The organism is Clostridium sulfidigenes (assembly GCF_052067195.1).
Lineage (GTDB): Bacteria > Bacillota > Clostridia > Clostridiales > Clostridiaceae > Clostridium_J > Clostridium_J sulfidigenes.
In genome coordinates, this window is record NZ_JBQHQR010000013.1 from 23,801 (window position 1) to 39,389 (window position 15,589).

The following is a 15,589-nucleotide window of genomic DNA, read 5'->3' on the forward strand; positions in this document are numbered from 1 at the left end:
ACAAGACATAATTTTATTTTTGTTCTTAAATTTTATATTGTAGTTATCATATATATAGTGCTTCTGTTTTATTCATTTCTATTACAATTAAATGTGAGTTTTCATTAGCTTTAATTTTAATGTTTTCTTCAACTATTTCTAAGGCATCTTGTTCATTTAAATGCACATTATTAATTTCTGAGTTACCTTCAATTTGTACTAAGTATGCCTGTCTTCCTTTATTTACATTAAAGTATATCTCTTTATCCCTTTCTAAATAAGTTGTATACACATTTATATCTTGATGAACATTTATAGGTACATCCTTTAAAGTGCCAGATACCATGTAGAGCCAATTGTTGGTTCTATCTCTCCAATTAAATCTATAATCTCCGTAATTAGGTTTATATCCTTTCTTATCAGGCATAATCCATATTTGAAGAATCCTTAAATCCTCATTGCTATGATTAAATTCACTGTGGTATACTCCTGTGCCAGCACTCATATATTGCATTTGACCTCTCTCTAAGCTTCCAATATTGCCCATACTGTCTCCATGAGTTAATTCTCCTCTTACAATGTAAGTTATAATCTCCATGTCATTATGAGGATGAGTGTCAAATCCTGAATTAGCCTTCATAACCTCATCATTTAGTACCCTAAGCACACCAAAATTAATATTTGTTGGTTTAAAATACTCTGCAAAAGAAAAATGAAAATTTCCTTTTAACCATCCGTAGTTACTTTTCCCCATGTTATTACTATCTATTCTCTTTAACATAACAACCTCCATTTTATCACTAATTAGTGATATGTTTTTATAAAAACTCTTTACAAGTTTTTAAATTTCTTTAATATACTTTTTAACATAATTTTTTCTTCATCCGTTAAAACACTAAAAATTCTACTAATATTTTTAATATGCTTTGGAAAAATGTCTTCAATAATTTTTCTTCCCCTATCTGTTATAGAGATTATAGCAACTCTTTTATCTTCTGGATCTATAATCTTTTTTACTAATCCTTCCTTCTCTAAATTTTTTATAACCACAGTTATATTACCAGAAGTAGTTAATATTTTTTCTATTAACTCATATATTTTTAAGTCTCCCTTATTGTATAAGGCCTCTAAAACTCCAAACTGAGCAACTGTAAGTCCAGTTTCTTTTATAGTTTGAAACTCCCTTTTATGAATTTCATGCTCTGCTCTAGTAAATATGACTAAAGTTGATAGATCTAAGTTATTTTCTTTAATTAATTTCTTTATATCTTTCATAATCTAAATTTATCACTAATTAGTGATAATGTCAATAAACAAAAATAAGATTTAAAAATTTATATTTTAAGGATAATAACCTTATCAATTATAGTAATATATATTAACTCGTCATCAATCTTCTTCTAGTTTCTTCATCAACCTTCTCTAAAGCATACCTAAAAGCTACTCGTGGCATAATATTTTTATTCTTTAATAAATACTCATATACCTTATCCTGTTCAACCTGTGACAGCACTTTTAACATCCAGCCATACCCTTTTAATACGAGATGATGTTCATCTTTCATAAGCATATCTGAAATTAGGTAAGGATTGATTCCATGATACTTATCTTTTTTAATAGGATAAATTAAGATAACAGCAGCTGCACGTCTCACAAAAAAGTTTGGATGATTTGTCCAAATTATCACATATTTAAATAGCTCATTATTTTGACTTAATAATTCTCCAAAGGCATGGGTGCAAAAATCATCACAATCTCCCCAGCCTGTAACATACTTCTTTAACCAACTTTCAAATACAAAAAATGTATCAGTATTATACTGATTCCTAACTCTATAAGCCCAATCATATGCAATAACCCCTAATTCCCATTTATGTTCATCAAGTAACTGTTCACATATATTAAAAATATTATCAATACTTTTATCTTCTATAGTTTTATATAGCTTTGATGAAAACGCCCTAACTTTACTGGTAGTTAGACCATTTTCTTTTGATAACCCTTTAAAATAATGCTTTGCTATTAAGATAATATCATTCACTCGTATCACTACTTTCATATAAAATAAATTCTCTCTTCCCAAACTCATTCCTTTATTTTATTGTATAGGATATTAATACCATAATCAAATATAAATACATTAACATAAAAAACTAGTAGCTTCAGCACAAATGAAGCTACTAGTTTTTTTAACTTAGTGGAAGTTTTTATCCATAATACCATTAATGGACTATGGATAATCTGTTTATCTATAAGAAGTTTTTAAAGCTTCTTTTAGTATCCTAGGATTCTTTTTATATGGAGTTACAGGACAGATTTTCTTATTCTTCACTTTGAATAAAGTATATACTGCAATTCTTGCTGCACGTACTGAATATTCTTCAGTAAATACCATGTCCTCCGGTATTTCAACGAATTGACTAATCATAGCAAAGTTAGTTGATCCTTCTGGTACAACCTTTGGTCGATCAGACATCTTACGAGGCTGGAATTGAGAATCTATATAAGGCATCATGCATGGAATAACATTCACCACATCTTCCATAATTTCATCTATCTGATCTTCTAAATGTAAATGATGTAAAAGTTCTATTAACATTTCTTCACCAGTACAGTCTCGCATTGGTTTCTTTACATAATCTCCAACCTTATCTGTATATAACCCATAGCCCCAGAAAATAGTTGTATCCATTGTTTGAGCTTTAAAGTGTGGTTGAGCTGCAACTACAATACTCATTAACCAATTAGAATCTTTAAAAGTCATCAAAGCACCACTACCTGGAATATTAGTAGAAATCTGCTCTATTAATTTTAATAGTTTATTTCCTTTACAAGTTACAGTGAAGCTTTCCCAGTTAGTTTCATCTGGATGATTAAAGAAAGGATCCGGATTACCAAGTCCTGGTTTTTTATTAGCAACTTTTCTCCAAAGCTCACCTGAGATTGGAGCACTAGGGTCAAAAGCTGCCGGTGTATGAAGATCACCTAAAGTTGCACTATCAGTCATACAACCATTAGTCATGATACAAACATCACCTTCATTTAGTTCAATATCTCTTTCTCCATTTCCATCTTCTACATGAATAGCTGTTACTGTAATTTCATTACCTGGTCTAAAATCTAAATCTGTTACCGTTGCATTTATACTAAAATCAACTCCATGTTCATCTAGATATGCCTTTATTGGTAAAATCACAGATTCATATTGGTTATATGGTGTACGAGTAACTCCTTCTAGTGTTTCTATACGAGAGAATTCAAAAATCATACGATTCATATAACGCTTTAATTCAAACAGACTAGACCATTTTTGGAAAGCAAAGGTTGTTTGCCACATATACCAGAAGTTAGTCTCAAAGAAATGAGGGGTATGACTAAACCATTGCTCTATAGTCATATCATCTAAACTTTCTTCTGGAATAATCATTAATTTACCAAGAGCCATACGATCTTCATTGTTGAATCCCATGCTTTTTACATCTTGAATTACACCATACTTATCTACTAAACGAGCTTGAGCATGAGTTGGATGTAAATGGTCAAAGTTAAGTATTTCTTCTGTAACACTTTTACCTACCATATCTAAAGATGGAATGCTTGAAAATAGTTCCCAAAAATTTTCATAAGTTTCTTCATTTAGCATTCTACCACCACGACATAGGAAACCATTTTGTACATCTCCAGCACCATCATTGCTACCACCAAGAATTTGCATTCCCTCTATAATATGAATGTTTTCGCCTTTAAAGTTACAGTCTCGTACAAGATAAGCTGCTCCTGCTAAAGAAGCTAAACCTCCTCCAACAAAGTAAACTTGTTTTCCTGAATGATCTATATATTCAATTTCCGTCTCTTGACTTTGTGATTTGTTCTTAAGTTTTTTAGCTCCTAAAGTAGCTATTGTTGCTGCCCCTGCTATAGCTCCTATAGCCACTAAAGGATTTATGCTACTTTTATTTGAATTTTTACTCATAATAATTACCTCAACTTTCTAGTTAAATTAATTAATGAAGATTGCTTATTTATTATTATAGTTTAATACAATTAAAATGTAATTATACAGATTTACTTATTTGTCTAAAAAAGTATTAAGAAATTTGAAATAATAAATGTACATTTCATAAACTCATAATTTTTTAAGAACAATAATAGACTTTCATTAACTTTAGATTAACTTCTATCAAATTTACTGGTATAATTTATTTAATATGTAATATATTATTCATGTTTTTAGGAGGATTTAATTTTGAGTAAATCTGTTTATAAATTTAAACCAGGCTCTCCTTGGAAAATTGGTGTTACCGAAAGCTGGCTTAATTCCATGGCTAAAAGAGGACTTTTCATAGAAAAAATGGGGAAATATTTCGGTAAATTTAATAAAGATGAACCTAGGGATATGTACTATAGAATAGAAATGTCTGAGGAAAAGGATGAATTGAGCGAAGAACAAATTAGAATGTATAAAGCTCGTGGATGGGGATATGTTACAAACTATAACAATTTTCATATTTTCTCATCGCCCTATGAATTCAATACCACAGAGGTTCATATTATCCCCGAAGAATATGCACAGTTATTAAAACCCTTTTATAAAAAAGCTTTAACACAACTTCTTATTTCTTTTGCGATTTTATTTGCATTTTATGCAGTTATCCCTATGTTTATTGCTAAAAGATACGTTAGTGTTTTAGTAAATATGAGTTATCTAGAACTTTTCTCCCCATTAATAATTATTTCAACCTTTATTAATGGATTGTTTGAGATTATATATATAGGCAAACTTAGAAAGTGCCTTTTACAAGGAACCTCCGTGGATCATAATGCACCTTGGAAGTTTAATTATATAGTATCTATTTTTATTAGTTCTTGTCTAATTCTACTTTCAACAACTTTAGTAACTTTAACCTTCACATCATTGTTTACAGGTTATGATGATGAAAAAACTATTCCTGATGATACCACTTCCATGGCAATTATAAGACTAAAGGAAATAGAAAACTCAGAAACCTTAGAAGAAACTCCAATTTCCACTTCTGAGGAAGTTAATTATGAGCGTCGCTACAATTTGAAAAAAACCTTTTTTGCTCCATTAAAGTATACTAGTTTTGAATTGGGGTCTATAATGACTAATCCCACTACAACCTATTTAAAATCTCATGATGCTATACTAAATAATAAAGTATATCAAGTAAGATTTAAATTCATGTCTCAAAAACTACTCTTAGAATTATGGAAAGATGGTGAGGACTCAAAAGCAGATGATACTACGCCTCCTATTTTACATGATGATGAGCTAGATCTTTTAATTGTTCAAGAAACAAGTGATGGATACGAAATCTATGCTTGTAAAGGAAAAGGTGTTATGCGTGTAATATATACTGGTAAAGAAGATATAAATAAGATAATACCATTGATAAAACAAAAGATTTCTTTAATATCAGAATAGAATTTATATAATTAAAAATATTATGTTCATATGTTTTTTAGCTTTTTTATATAAAATCAAAGTTTTTAAAACATATTTTTATACTTTTGATTAGGAGGGATACTGTTGAAAAAAAGAAATTCAGTATATAGATTACGTCCTAAGAGCTATTGGAAACTAGTAGAGCATGAAATCTGGTTTTCTAAAATGGCAAGAAAGGGATTACACATTAAAAAAGTTGGAGCTTATTTTATAAAACTTGAAAAAGGAGAACCTAAAAAAACACAATATAAAGTTGTACTTCTTTCTGATGAGAATTACACCTCAGATGAAAATATATCACTTTATGAAGATGACGATTGGAGTTATGTATGCAGTTATAAACCTTTTGGTGGCAGTATATCAAATCCTTTTAATAAATTTGCTTTATTTTCTGCCCCAGAAATTAAAAATCCTCTTCCTCTTAAGTTAGATACTGGGGAACAAATTTATGAACTAAATTCACTAAAAAAACATATTTTTAATGAATTTATTATAACTCTTGTTCTTAATATTCTCTATTTTATTATTATGTTCTTTTTGTTAAAAAGTTATGGTTCTATTTATTTATTTTTAGTAGATACCGTCTTTCATATGTATACCTTAATATTATTTATCTCAGCATATGATTGTGTTCGCTCTTTTTTAGGATATAAGTATGTTAATAAGGCTATAGAGAACTTCTCAGAAGAAGATAGTCTTAACAAATATATAAAATATAAGGATAAACTTTTTCCATTAAACGGTATTTATTTTCCTATAATTATCCTTATATTAATATACTTATTTTCACAAGTTATTACTAGTATTAACCATAGTTTTAAAGAGAAAGCCTATGATTTACCTATTGTCACATTATATGATATAGAGGGTTCTAAGGATGTAAAAAGGATTGACCCTGCTTCATCTACAGAGAAGGAACTAAATCACTATAATTATACCTATAATATTTTTGCTACCACTTATAATACTACAGAGAGTGTAGATAAAAACGGTATTGATACTTATATCCATACCTCAACCTATAAAATAACCTTTCATTACTTGGTAGATAGCTTAGTTACAGCCCTAGAAAATAAACATAATTTTGGTGAAAATACTGTTCAGGTAAACAATTCAAATTTTGATCATTTGAGTGTTTATGAGGATAGTTCAAAACTTTATTCTTCTCCTAATGTAAATTATTATAATGTGTTTGCTTCTCATGGTAAGAATATAATTCATGTTACCTATAGTGGTAATGCTAATCTTAATAAAATATTAGAGATTATTTCAGATAAATTTTATATGTTAGAATAACTGTAATAATATAAATAAGGACTATATGGAAATTAACTAAGATTTCTAACTTAATTATTTTCATATGGCCCTTATAAACGATTTAATATTAATCATTATCTACTTTTCTTATCTTAACCTGTTCATCCTCTTCAGTTTTAATTGAAATTTCAATCTTTCCCTTCGCTTTATTTCCTACAAATTTAAATCTATATTTTCCCTCTGTTAATTTTATTGTTCTTTCTCCGATTTTAGTGCCTACCAGTATATCCTCCACCTGTTTTTCTGGACTAATTAAAACTCCTTTAAAATCACCACTTTCAACCTTTGAATCATATTTAATGGTAATTTCACCTTGTCCCTCTGATTCTATATTCCAAATTGTATCTGCTCCTGAAAACTTCCCATATTTAACGGTAATTTCATTTTTAGAACCCGATTCATTCCTACCTACATAGCTATAGCTATCTCCATCTTTTGCAATTTTTTCATTATTATCATAAACATCTGCTTTCCCTGTATCCAATGTACAACCACTAAAACTGCATAATAATAGTATTAAGCAGATTCCTAAAAAAGTTTTATTTTTTAATTTCAATTCTACTCCTCCTTTATATAGTTTTCACTTACACCATAAGTGTTTTTATAACTTTTCATATACTCTTCATCATAACCCCAATATGCTTCCGAGTTTATAGCAATATTACTTAAAATACTTGCTCCCCTACTTTAGCTCTACGAATATTAATCATTCATATTCCTCAAGACTAATGTCTTACACTTGAGAGTATATTAAAATTATAGAATATTTTGTATGATAAATCTACAACTGCATGACAATTAATCTCTCAGGTTAGCATAATACTAATTATAAATTAGTATTAAAGCACCTTGTTAAATAATTAATTAATTTACAATATGTTGAAGTTATGCTACTATATTATTATAGCAAGTAAATATCCATTAATAATATTTGTTTATTGATAATATTTACAAGAGATTTATATTTTAGAAAGGATTTGATGTTATGAACAATTTATTCAATCTTACTGGTAAAGTTGCTATAGTTACAGGTGCTTCTAGTGGACTAGGAGCTGATGCCGCTAGAGCTTATGCTGAATATGGAGCTAGTGTTGCACTACTTGCAAGAAGAAAAGATAAACTTGATAATGTAGTTAAAGAAATTGAAAATAATGGTGGAAAAGCTCTAGCTGTTCAATGCGATGTTGCTAATGAAGATAGTGTTAAAGCAGCAATAGACGAAGTTATGAAACACTTTGGACAAATTGATATCCTTCTTAATAACGCAGGAGTTGCAACTGCAGGTTCTGTTGAAAACATGTCTGTTGAAGCTTGGGATAAAGTTATGGACATTAACGTTAAGGGAATTTTCTTAATGAGTAAATATGTAGTTCCTCATATGAGAGACAGGAAATATGGTAAAATTGTTAACATAGCTTCTATAAATGCGGTTATTGCAGACAAAGATCCTTCTCTTTTCCGTCACTCCTACAATACTTCTAAAGCAGCTGTTAGAGGCTTAACTATGGGTATGGCTGCAAGCTATATGCAAGATAATATTACAGTTAATTCTATAGGTCCTGGCCTTTTTGAATCTGAGATGACAGAAAATACTCTTTTTAAGCATGAACCTTTTCTTAGAGCTTACAATGCTATTTCTCCTGCCGGAAGACCAGGTAAAAAAGGTGAACTTAATGGAACAATTATTTATCTATCATCAGATGCTTCTAGCTACGTAACTTCTCAACATATTCTTGTTGAAGGTGGTATTTCTATAGTTTAAAAACTACACGACATATAATTAAAATATAAAGACTTTTTAATATAAAAAAACTGTTAACATACTATTATGCTAACAGTTTTTTCATTTATCTAAATTAAGAAACTTAAATTGCCTCTCCCATAACTTCTCCATCTTCTAAGTTAGGATTATCTAACTTCTTTATTTCATGTTTAAAGATAAAGTTAGTGATTATAACAGATATAAAATCACTAGTTGGTCCTGCCAACCATACTCCTGTTAATCCAAGAGTTTCTCCATTAGGAAGTGGTATCAAAGGAAGAATTATAATACATGGTATTAAAAGTATTACTTGTCTTAATAAACTTAAGAACATGGATTTCTTAGCTTTTCCAATACAAGAAAAGTAATTAGTTCTTATAATCTGTGGCCCTACAAAAATAATCATAGAAAGGAAAATTCTCATTCCATACTTTGTTATTGAAAGTAGATGTGGATCTGAGTTAAATGACTTTACTAAAACTCCTGGAATAAGTTCTACCATTAAAAATCCTATGGTAGCAATAATTAAAGCTGCTATTTGAGGATACTTTATAGCCTCCTTAACTCTATCATATTTTTTAGCTCCATAATTATATCCAATAATAGGCTGTACTCCTTGATTTAATCCAAAAATCGGCATAAGAATTATCATAGTTATGCTACTTATTATGGTCATTGCTCCTATGGCTAAATCTCCACCATAACTCCTTAAAGCATTGTTTGATATTACTTGAACTATGCTTGCAGCAATTTGCATACTAAATGGCGACATACCTATAGCAAATATAGCTAGTATCAACTTTTTTTCTAGCTTAAAGTTTTTAACTTTAACTCTAAGATTAGCATTTCCCCTTAAAAAGAAACTTACTCCCCATATAGCTGAAGCAATTTGAGCTATTACTGTGGCTATAGCTCCTCCTTTAACTCCCATTCCTAGTAAAAATATAAATATTGGGTCAAGAATTATATTTGTAATTGCACCTATAAGCATAGATGCCATGGCTATATTAGGACTACCACTGGCTCTTATGGTATGGTTAAGTCCAAAACTTAACATGTTAAATATAGTACCTATAAATATAATCTGCATGTATTCTTCAGCATATACTAGGGTGTTTGAACTAGCTCCAAACATTCTTAGTATATCCTTTCCCCAGATTAATCCTATAGCTGTTATAGCTAAACTAATGATTATAATTAAAGTAAAAGCATTTCCTAGAATCTTCTCTGCTTCTTCTTTCTTATTTTGTCCTAATCTAATGGAAATAGTAGTAGCAGTACCTATTCCAACTAACATACCAAACCCTAATATAATAGTTGATATTGGCATAGTTACTCCAATACCTGTAATTGCTAAATTTCCTACCTCTGGAATGTGTCCTATAAACATTCTATCTATAATATTATATAGTGCGTTAACCAACATCCCAATGATGGCTGGTATAGAAAACTTAAGTAATAATTTTGTGATTTTTTCTTCACCTAGTGCATTTTGTCTACCCATGTAGTATCTCCCTTCTAAATTAAATTGTCTATTTAAGTACTAATGCAAGGTTAGAAAAATCTTAACCTTGCAAAATACATCTTAATATATTTATTACATAACATATAATTATGGCTAAGATAATTCTTAACCTTTAAATTCTCATGTTGTAAACTTTAAGTACCTTATATCTAAACATTATTCTTCACAATATAATTATACTTCATATCCCTTATATTTTCAATGACTTATTTCGACAAGCTAAAAATTTCATTATCTAAATATAATTAATTGGTAATTATCTTCTTAAAATACGCTGTAGTAAACACTTTTCAGATAGAGTTTTATTATGAAAATAACTCTTCTAGTTCCTTTTCATTCATAGAAGATAAGGTTAATTCCGTATGTTCTTCTCCATCTATTACTTTATCTATGATTTCTTTTTTCTTTTCTTGTATATTGTAAATTTTCTCCTCTATAGTTCCCTTGGCTATAAGTTTTATTACCTCCACAGTATTCTTTTGTCCAATTCTATGTGCTCTATCCTCAGCCTGTTCTTCCACCGCTGGATTCCACCATGGATCAAAATGTATTACCATATCAGCTGAGGTAAGATTAAGTCCTGTTCCCCCAGCCTTTAAAGAAATTAAAAATACTGATGGTTCCCCCTCATTAAACTCTTTAACTAAATTCATCCTATCTTTAGATGGAACAGAACCATCTAAATACATAGTGTTTATTCCCTTTTTATTCAACTTTTCTCTTATACTACCTAGAATTGTAGTAAACTGAGAAAATAATAGTACCTTATGATTATTCTCTAAAGCTTCTTCCAAAATGTCATAAAGAGCGTGATACTTTCCACTATCGCCTTTATAATTTTCTATAAAGGAAGCAGGATCACAACAAATTTGTCTAAGTCTAGTAATAAGTGATAATATCTTCATCCTACTTTTGTTAAAGCCATTTTCCTTTATTTCTTGCTCCATCTCTTCTTTATAGGCATCTACATAAGAATAGTATAGTTTTTTCTGCTCTGAAGTCATGTCCACCACTATTTTATGTTCTATCTTTGGTGGTAGTTCAAGAGCTACATCCCTTTTAAATCTTCTTAAAATAAATGGTTTTATAAGCTTCAATAATTCCTCTAAAGCTTTATCATCCTTTTCTTTTACTATAGGTAATTCAAAGTTTTTATTAAACTTTCCATGGGTTTTTAAATATCCAGGCATTATAAAATCAAAAATAGACCAAAGTTCTGTAAGTGAGTTCTCTATTGGTGTTCCTGTCATAGCAAATTTACTCTTAGCTTGAATTGACTTCACAGATTCTGCATTTAAAGAAGTTGGATTCTTAATATATTGTGCCTCATCGATTATACAAATATCAAATTTCATCTTCTCATAATATTCAAAATCCCTTCTTATTAGGGCATAGGACGTAATTATTACATCGTACTCATCTATGTTTTCTATTAATATTTCTCGCTCTGCTTTATTTCCACTTACGGCTACAATCCTTAGGTCCTTAGAAAATTTTTCAAATTCCATAACCCAGTTATAAACTAATGAAGTAGGACATACAATTAGTGCCTTATTTTTCAAATTTCCTTCTTGTTTTTCTGAATTTATAAATGTTATAGCTTGAAGGGTTTTACCAAGTCCCATCTCATCTCCTAGAATTCCACCAAATCCACATTGAGATAAGGTTTTAAACCACTTAAATCCAATTTCTTGATAAGTTCTTAATACTGCACCTTGTTCTTCTGGAACTTTATATTCATTACTTTTTACATCTTTTATATTATCTATAAGATTTTTAAAGCCTTTATTTCTTGTAACAAAATTCAATGCCCCCTTATTAATCTTTTCATCTATATATAAGGATGCATACTTAGGTATTTCTACACTTCCACTAGCTAACTTTGAAATTGATATATCAAAGTTATCAATAACAGAATAAATATCTTTAAATTCACTGCCCTGAAGTGGAATTATAGAACCATTCTTTAGTTTATAATATTTTTTCTTCTGTTTAATTGAAGTTAAAGTTGCCTTCAATTCTTCTTTAGAAATTCCTTCAATATTGAAATTAAACTCCAAAAGATCTAAATCATTTAATCGAATGCTAGAATTAAAGGATTTAGGCGTTAATATTTTTATATCCTTAAAGCTATCAGAGTAGTAAACCTCTCCTACCTCAGCTAATTCCTCCACACCATAGGTTAAAAACTCTACTAATTCATCCTCATCTTCAATATAAAAACTTTTATCTATATTTTTAAATCCAAGTCCATAAAGCTTCTCTATAGTCTTTCTTTCCTTCACTAGATCTCTAATAACTATATCTTCACTAATATCTTCAGATACTCCCACTTCTTTTTCATTTAATAATTGCTGATTTTCATCTTTGATATTTTTACTTTCATTTTCTAAATTATAATAAAAACTTTCTTCTCCATAATTAAATTTCACATCACAAGTTACTCTATCTTTATCCTTATCTAAATAAAATTCTGTTACTAAAGGCTCCTCCTTTATAAGTTCCTTTACACTTTCATCTTTAATAACAATGGGACTTATACTCTTTAATTTAGGTAGAAGAAAATTTGCCACATCATTAATACTACTTTTTTTAAAGGATATAGTATTATTTTTTGATTTCATAAATGCTCTATGAAGTGGAGTAAAATCACTTTTTTCCTTTTCAGACAATAAATATAAAGTATTATTTAAATAATAAAGTCCTGTATTCTCACAAATGGCCTGTGAGATTTCACCATTCATATCTATATTTAGATTATCTCCCTTCATAAACATATAAAAACTAGTAGGCATGTTTCCTAATGAAACAGTTATATCTTTATAATGCTCTCCCTTATAATCTAAATTGATAGTCTTCCCATTTTTAATGGTTAGAATATTTTTAAGTTGTCCTTCTGAAAGAAATACCCTTTTCCCACTAAAGAATACAGAACGATTAGTATATACCCTATTCATTACTTCTAAATTTAAATCATAAATTTCCTTTATAATATTCATGATTTCTTGATCCTTATCTTTAAACATATATTTAGTGTTATTATACTGAAGCTCTTTTCCAAAATTAATAGTTCCACCACTTGTATACATGCACTCCATAAGTTCACGAATATTTTTTACCACATATAATCTACTAGTTCCTATCTTTAACTCTAAATAAAAACTTTTTTTCTTACTTCCGTAGTGCTCACCCTCTACCACTAAGGTAATATCCATATTTAGAGGTTCTTTCTCAACTCCTCTAATAGCCTTGTCAAAGGTACTTTTATAGGTTTCAAGAAGCTCTTCTTCTCCAGACTTAGGAATATTTATACCCCTGCCTCTTACACCTTCCTTATTTAACTTTATAAGTACAGCTCCTACATGCTTACACATATGATATTGACTAAAAGCTTCACAACTACAGTTGGGATATAATTTAAAATTTTTATTATTTATAAGTACACTAGTTTTATAATTATTTACATCATAGGCTGACTGTACTATGGCTGTAACTGATAATATATTTATAGAGTTTTCATTGATCCTTATACTTCTAACTTTATTTCTAAGGTACATATCCATGGCTCTATTAAAAATAACATTTCCACATATATCCTTTATCTCTCTCAACTCTAAATCAAACTTCATTCTCACAATTCTCCTAATTAAAAATTCTTCCTTTTTCTATAAATTTAATCTACCTTTTATTATATACCTTTTTCCATCTTTATAGCGCATTTATTTTAAAGTAATTCACCTTTTCTATAATTTCCAACTATAAAAGAAATATGAACTATAAATAATTACATGAAAATGATGAGCATGAATCTTTATATAATTACATGCTCACCATAAATTTAAAAACTAGTTTAGACCTTTAATCAAACCAAGATTCACTATATCATTTTCATCTACGTCTTCAGTATTTAACTCAATATATATATTCCATTCTGCCATGTCTGCAGTTCCAATTCCAGGAACCATTCTATCAATTGCTATAGAAATTTCATTGCCCTCTTTAATTACCTTTTTTACTTTATGCCTCACAGATCCACTTGATTCATCTAGTGTTACAATAATTAAAGCTTTTTTAGAAAAAAACTCATCATCATATTTGCTTGCATCTACGTCGTTATTTTCATTTACACATGAAAGCATGCTTACAGTAAGTCCTTTTACTTTCCCTTCATGCTCCTTTAAACATTCTTTTGATTTGCAAATAGTGATAATAGGATATTTTTTACTTGAATTATAATATGGAGATCTTTCATAACTATCCTTAAACTCAAGTTCCCTCGCAGAATCACTAGGTTTTTTAATAATCTCCCCTTTATCTTCTGTGCTTGCTGAAATTTCATCATTATCTTGATTTTCTGTATTTCCTACTTCAACAGTTTCCTCCTCTTTTTCACTTTCACCTGCATTTATACTATTACACCCTGAAAAAAGTACCACCGTAGTTAAAACTAAAGTACCACATAACAATTTTAATTTATTCATTTTCATATATATACCTCCATATTTCATATAAATAGAGTTCTTTGCTTCAGATGGAGTTTTTTCCCATTGAAGTTTGCTAACAGACTTCTTAGTATCAGTATTTTTGATACTTAGAAGTCGTTGTACTTTAGGGAAGATCGTTATCTAAGAACATAGTAACTCTCTACTCATACTTTAAATCTTAATACCTATATCTTAAGAAATATCCTTTATTTATATACGCTTATTTATACAAAAAGATTTAACCTTTTTATTTCTAGGCTCTATTCAAAATTACATTAACATAATATACAAGCTATAGGAATATTAGTAGTCCTTCTTTAAAGGTCGTATTAAAACATTATTTTTGCAATAAATAATAAAGACTGAGTCAAAATTTTTTATTTGACTCAGTCTATCTCAGATAATTTTATTTAAATTTTACTGCAGTTCCATAACAAATAACTTCAGATGTACCATTCATTATTGAGCTTGTTGCATACCTTATATTTACTATAGCATCAGCACCCATAGTTTCTGCTTCGTCAGCCATACGCTTTGTAGATATGGCTCTAGCTTCATTCATCATTTCTGTATAGCCTTTTATCTCTCCACCTACAACGGTTTTAAGACCACTAAGAATGTCCTTACCTATATTTTTAGACCACACCACTGACCCTTTAACCATTCCTAACATTTCTAACTCTTTTCCTGCAATGTAATTAGTATTTACTAATATCATTTTCGTCTCCCCCTTTTATTTCTTTTATTCTTTCTATCATATTATAAATAATTGCTCCTGCTATACCTATGACAATTAAAAGCAAAATTATTGGCAATAACTTTATCCCTTCTGCAAAAGTAACAAATATGATACCTCCAAAATAGAAAATTGCAAATAGGAGCATCAATACTGTTATTACTATGGTAAGTATAATTTTTCCCATACTCTTATCATCTCCCTAAAAATATGCTATAAATATTAATTATTCCATTTTACTAGACTAATATTATCATACTACAACTACTAATACAATATGGATAAAAATAGCTGTTGATGCATAATGATTAAATTTTAT

The 15,589-nt window shown here is 29.2% G+C and carries 13 protein-coding genes; 3 read left to right on the forward strand and 10 right to left on the reverse strand.

From position 1 onward, the window contains the following. Window positions 1-46: 46 nt before the first annotated feature. From ACTNBA_RS14195 to ACTNBA_RS14210, 4 genes are all read right to left on the reverse strand, one after another. The gene (locus tag ACTNBA_RS14195; protein ID WP_441074862.1) at window positions 47-760 is read right to left on the reverse strand and encodes a pirin family protein; all 714 of its coding nucleotides are present in this window, start codon (window positions 758-760) and stop codon (window positions 47-49) included. Between the two features lie 50 nt (window positions 761-810). Further along, window positions 811-1,254 carry a MarR family winged helix-turn-helix transcriptional regulator gene (locus tag ACTNBA_RS14200; RefSeq protein ID WP_441074863.1) on the reverse strand — a complete coding sequence of 148 codons (444 nt, stop codon included), beginning with the start codon at window positions 1,252-1,254 and terminating at the stop codon, window positions 811-813. A gap of 103 nt (window positions 1,255-1,357) precedes the next feature. Beyond that, a complete protein-coding gene (locus ACTNBA_RS14205) occupies window positions 1,358-2,038 on the reverse strand; it encodes a DNA alkylation repair protein (RefSeq protein WP_441074865.1) in 681 nt (226 codons plus the stop codon). Window positions 2,039-2,224: 186 nt separating this feature from the next. After that, window positions 2,225-3,952 carry an oleate hydratase gene (locus ACTNBA_RS14210; protein WP_441074867.1) on the reverse strand — a complete coding sequence of 576 codons (1,728 nt, stop codon included), beginning with the start codon at window positions 3,950-3,952 and terminating at the stop codon, window positions 2,225-2,227. 273 nt (window positions 3,953-4,225) lie between these two features. Here ACTNBA_RS14210 and ACTNBA_RS14215 point away from each other — a divergent pair, with 273 nt between their 5' ends. Together ACTNBA_RS14215 and ACTNBA_RS14220 are read left to right on the forward strand one after the other, a co-directional pair. Continuing rightward, complete coding sequence (locus tag ACTNBA_RS14215) at window positions 4,226-5,425, forward strand: DUF2812 domain-containing protein (protein WP_441074868.1); 1,200 nt, start codon at window positions 4,226-4,228, stop codon at window positions 5,423-5,425. 105 nt (window positions 5,426-5,530) lie between these two features. Next, complete coding sequence (locus tag ACTNBA_RS14220) at window positions 5,531-6,742, forward strand: DUF2812 domain-containing protein (RefSeq protein ID WP_441074869.1); 1,212 nt, start codon at window positions 5,531-5,533, stop codon at window positions 6,740-6,742. 88 nt (window positions 6,743-6,830) lie between these two features. Here ACTNBA_RS14220 and ACTNBA_RS14225 read toward each other — a convergent pair whose 3' ends face one another. Continuing rightward, window positions 6,831-7,319: a hypothetical protein gene (locus ACTNBA_RS14225; protein ID WP_441074870.1), complete on the reverse strand. Its 489-nt coding sequence runs from the start codon at window positions 7,317-7,319 to the stop codon at window positions 6,831-6,833. 429 nt (window positions 7,320-7,748) lie between these two features. Here ACTNBA_RS14225 and ACTNBA_RS14230 point away from each other — a divergent pair, with 429 nt between their 5' ends. Then, complete coding sequence (locus ACTNBA_RS14230; RefSeq protein ID WP_441074872.1) at window positions 7,749-8,525, forward strand: SDR family NAD(P)-dependent oxidoreductase; 777 nt, start codon at window positions 7,749-7,751, stop codon at window positions 8,523-8,525. A gap of 103 nt (window positions 8,526-8,628) precedes the next feature. On the opposite strand, the gene ACTNBA_RS14235 is transcribed toward ACTNBA_RS14230, so the two are convergent. From ACTNBA_RS14235 to ACTNBA_RS14255, 5 genes are all read right to left on the reverse strand, one after another. After that, the gene (locus ACTNBA_RS14235; RefSeq protein WP_346886728.1) at window positions 8,629-10,029 is read right to left on the reverse strand and encodes an MATE family efflux transporter; all 1,401 of its coding nucleotides are present in this window, start codon (window positions 10,027-10,029) and stop codon (window positions 8,629-8,631) included. 326 nt (window positions 10,030-10,355) lie between these two features. Beyond that, on the reverse strand, window positions 10,356-13,679 hold the full coding sequence (locus ACTNBA_RS14240) for an SNF2 helicase associated domain-containing protein (protein WP_441074874.1): 3,324 nt from the start codon (window positions 13,677-13,679) through the stop codon (window positions 10,356-10,358). 216 nt (window positions 13,680-13,895) lie between these two features. Beyond that, window positions 13,896-14,537 carry a hypothetical protein gene (locus tag ACTNBA_RS14245; protein WP_441074875.1) on the reverse strand — a complete coding sequence of 214 codons (642 nt, stop codon included), beginning with the start codon at window positions 14,535-14,537 and terminating at the stop codon, window positions 13,896-13,898. Between the two features lie 403 nt (window positions 14,538-14,940). Continuing rightward, window positions 14,941-15,252, reverse strand: coding sequence for a YbjQ family protein (locus ACTNBA_RS14250; protein WP_035131635.1), 312 nt, complete (start codon window positions 15,250-15,252; stop codon window positions 14,941-14,943). After that, window positions 15,233-15,457 (reverse strand): hypothetical protein, encoded by a 225-nt coding sequence (locus tag ACTNBA_RS14255; protein ID WP_441074876.1) that lies wholly within the window; start codon window positions 15,455-15,457, stop codon window positions 15,233-15,235. Before ACTNBA_RS14255 ends, ACTNBA_RS14250 begins: the two co-directional genes overlap by 20 nt. Window positions 15,458-15,589 lie beyond the last annotated feature (132 nt).

What these genes read in the sequence shown, in the direction of transcription:
- ACTNBA_RS14205 (WP_441074865.1), bottom strand. Translation starts at nt 2,038, where the DNA reads ATGAAAGTAGTGATACGAGTGAATGATATTATCTTAATAGCAAAGCAT.
- ACTNBA_RS14230 (WP_441074872.1), top strand. Translation starts at nt 7,749, where the DNA reads ATGAACAATTTATTCAATCTTACTGGTAAAGTTGCTATAGTTACAGGT.
- ACTNBA_RS14245 (WP_441074875.1), bottom strand. Translation starts at nt 14,537, where the DNA reads ATGAAAATGAATAAATTAAAATTGTTATGTGGTACTTTAGTTTTAACT.
- ACTNBA_RS14235 (WP_346886728.1), bottom strand. Translation starts at nt 10,029, where the DNA reads ATGGGTAGACAAAATGCACTAGGTGAAGAAAAAATCACAAAATTATTA.
- ACTNBA_RS14200 (WP_441074863.1), bottom strand. Translation starts at nt 1,254, where the DNA reads ATGAAAGATATAAAGAAATTAATTAAAGAAAATAACTTAGATCTATCA.
- ACTNBA_RS14250 (WP_035131635.1), bottom strand. Translation starts at nt 15,252, where the DNA reads ATGATATTAGTAAATACTAATTACATTGCAGGAAAAGAGTTAGAAATG.
- ACTNBA_RS14240 (WP_441074874.1), bottom strand. Translation starts at nt 13,679, where the DNA reads ATGAAGTTTGATTTAGAGTTGAGAGAGATAAAGGATATATGTGGAAAT.
- ACTNBA_RS14255 (WP_441074876.1), bottom strand. Translation starts at nt 15,457, where the DNA reads ATGGGAAAAATTATACTTACCATAGTAATAACAGTATTGATGCTCCTA.
- ACTNBA_RS14210 (WP_441074867.1), bottom strand. Translation starts at nt 3,952, where the DNA reads ATGAGTAAAAATTCAAATAAAAGTAGCATAAATCCTTTAGTGGCTATA.
- ACTNBA_RS14195 (WP_441074862.1), bottom strand. Translation starts at nt 760, where the DNA reads ATGTTAAAGAGAATAGATAGTAATAACATGGGGAAAAGTAACTACGGA.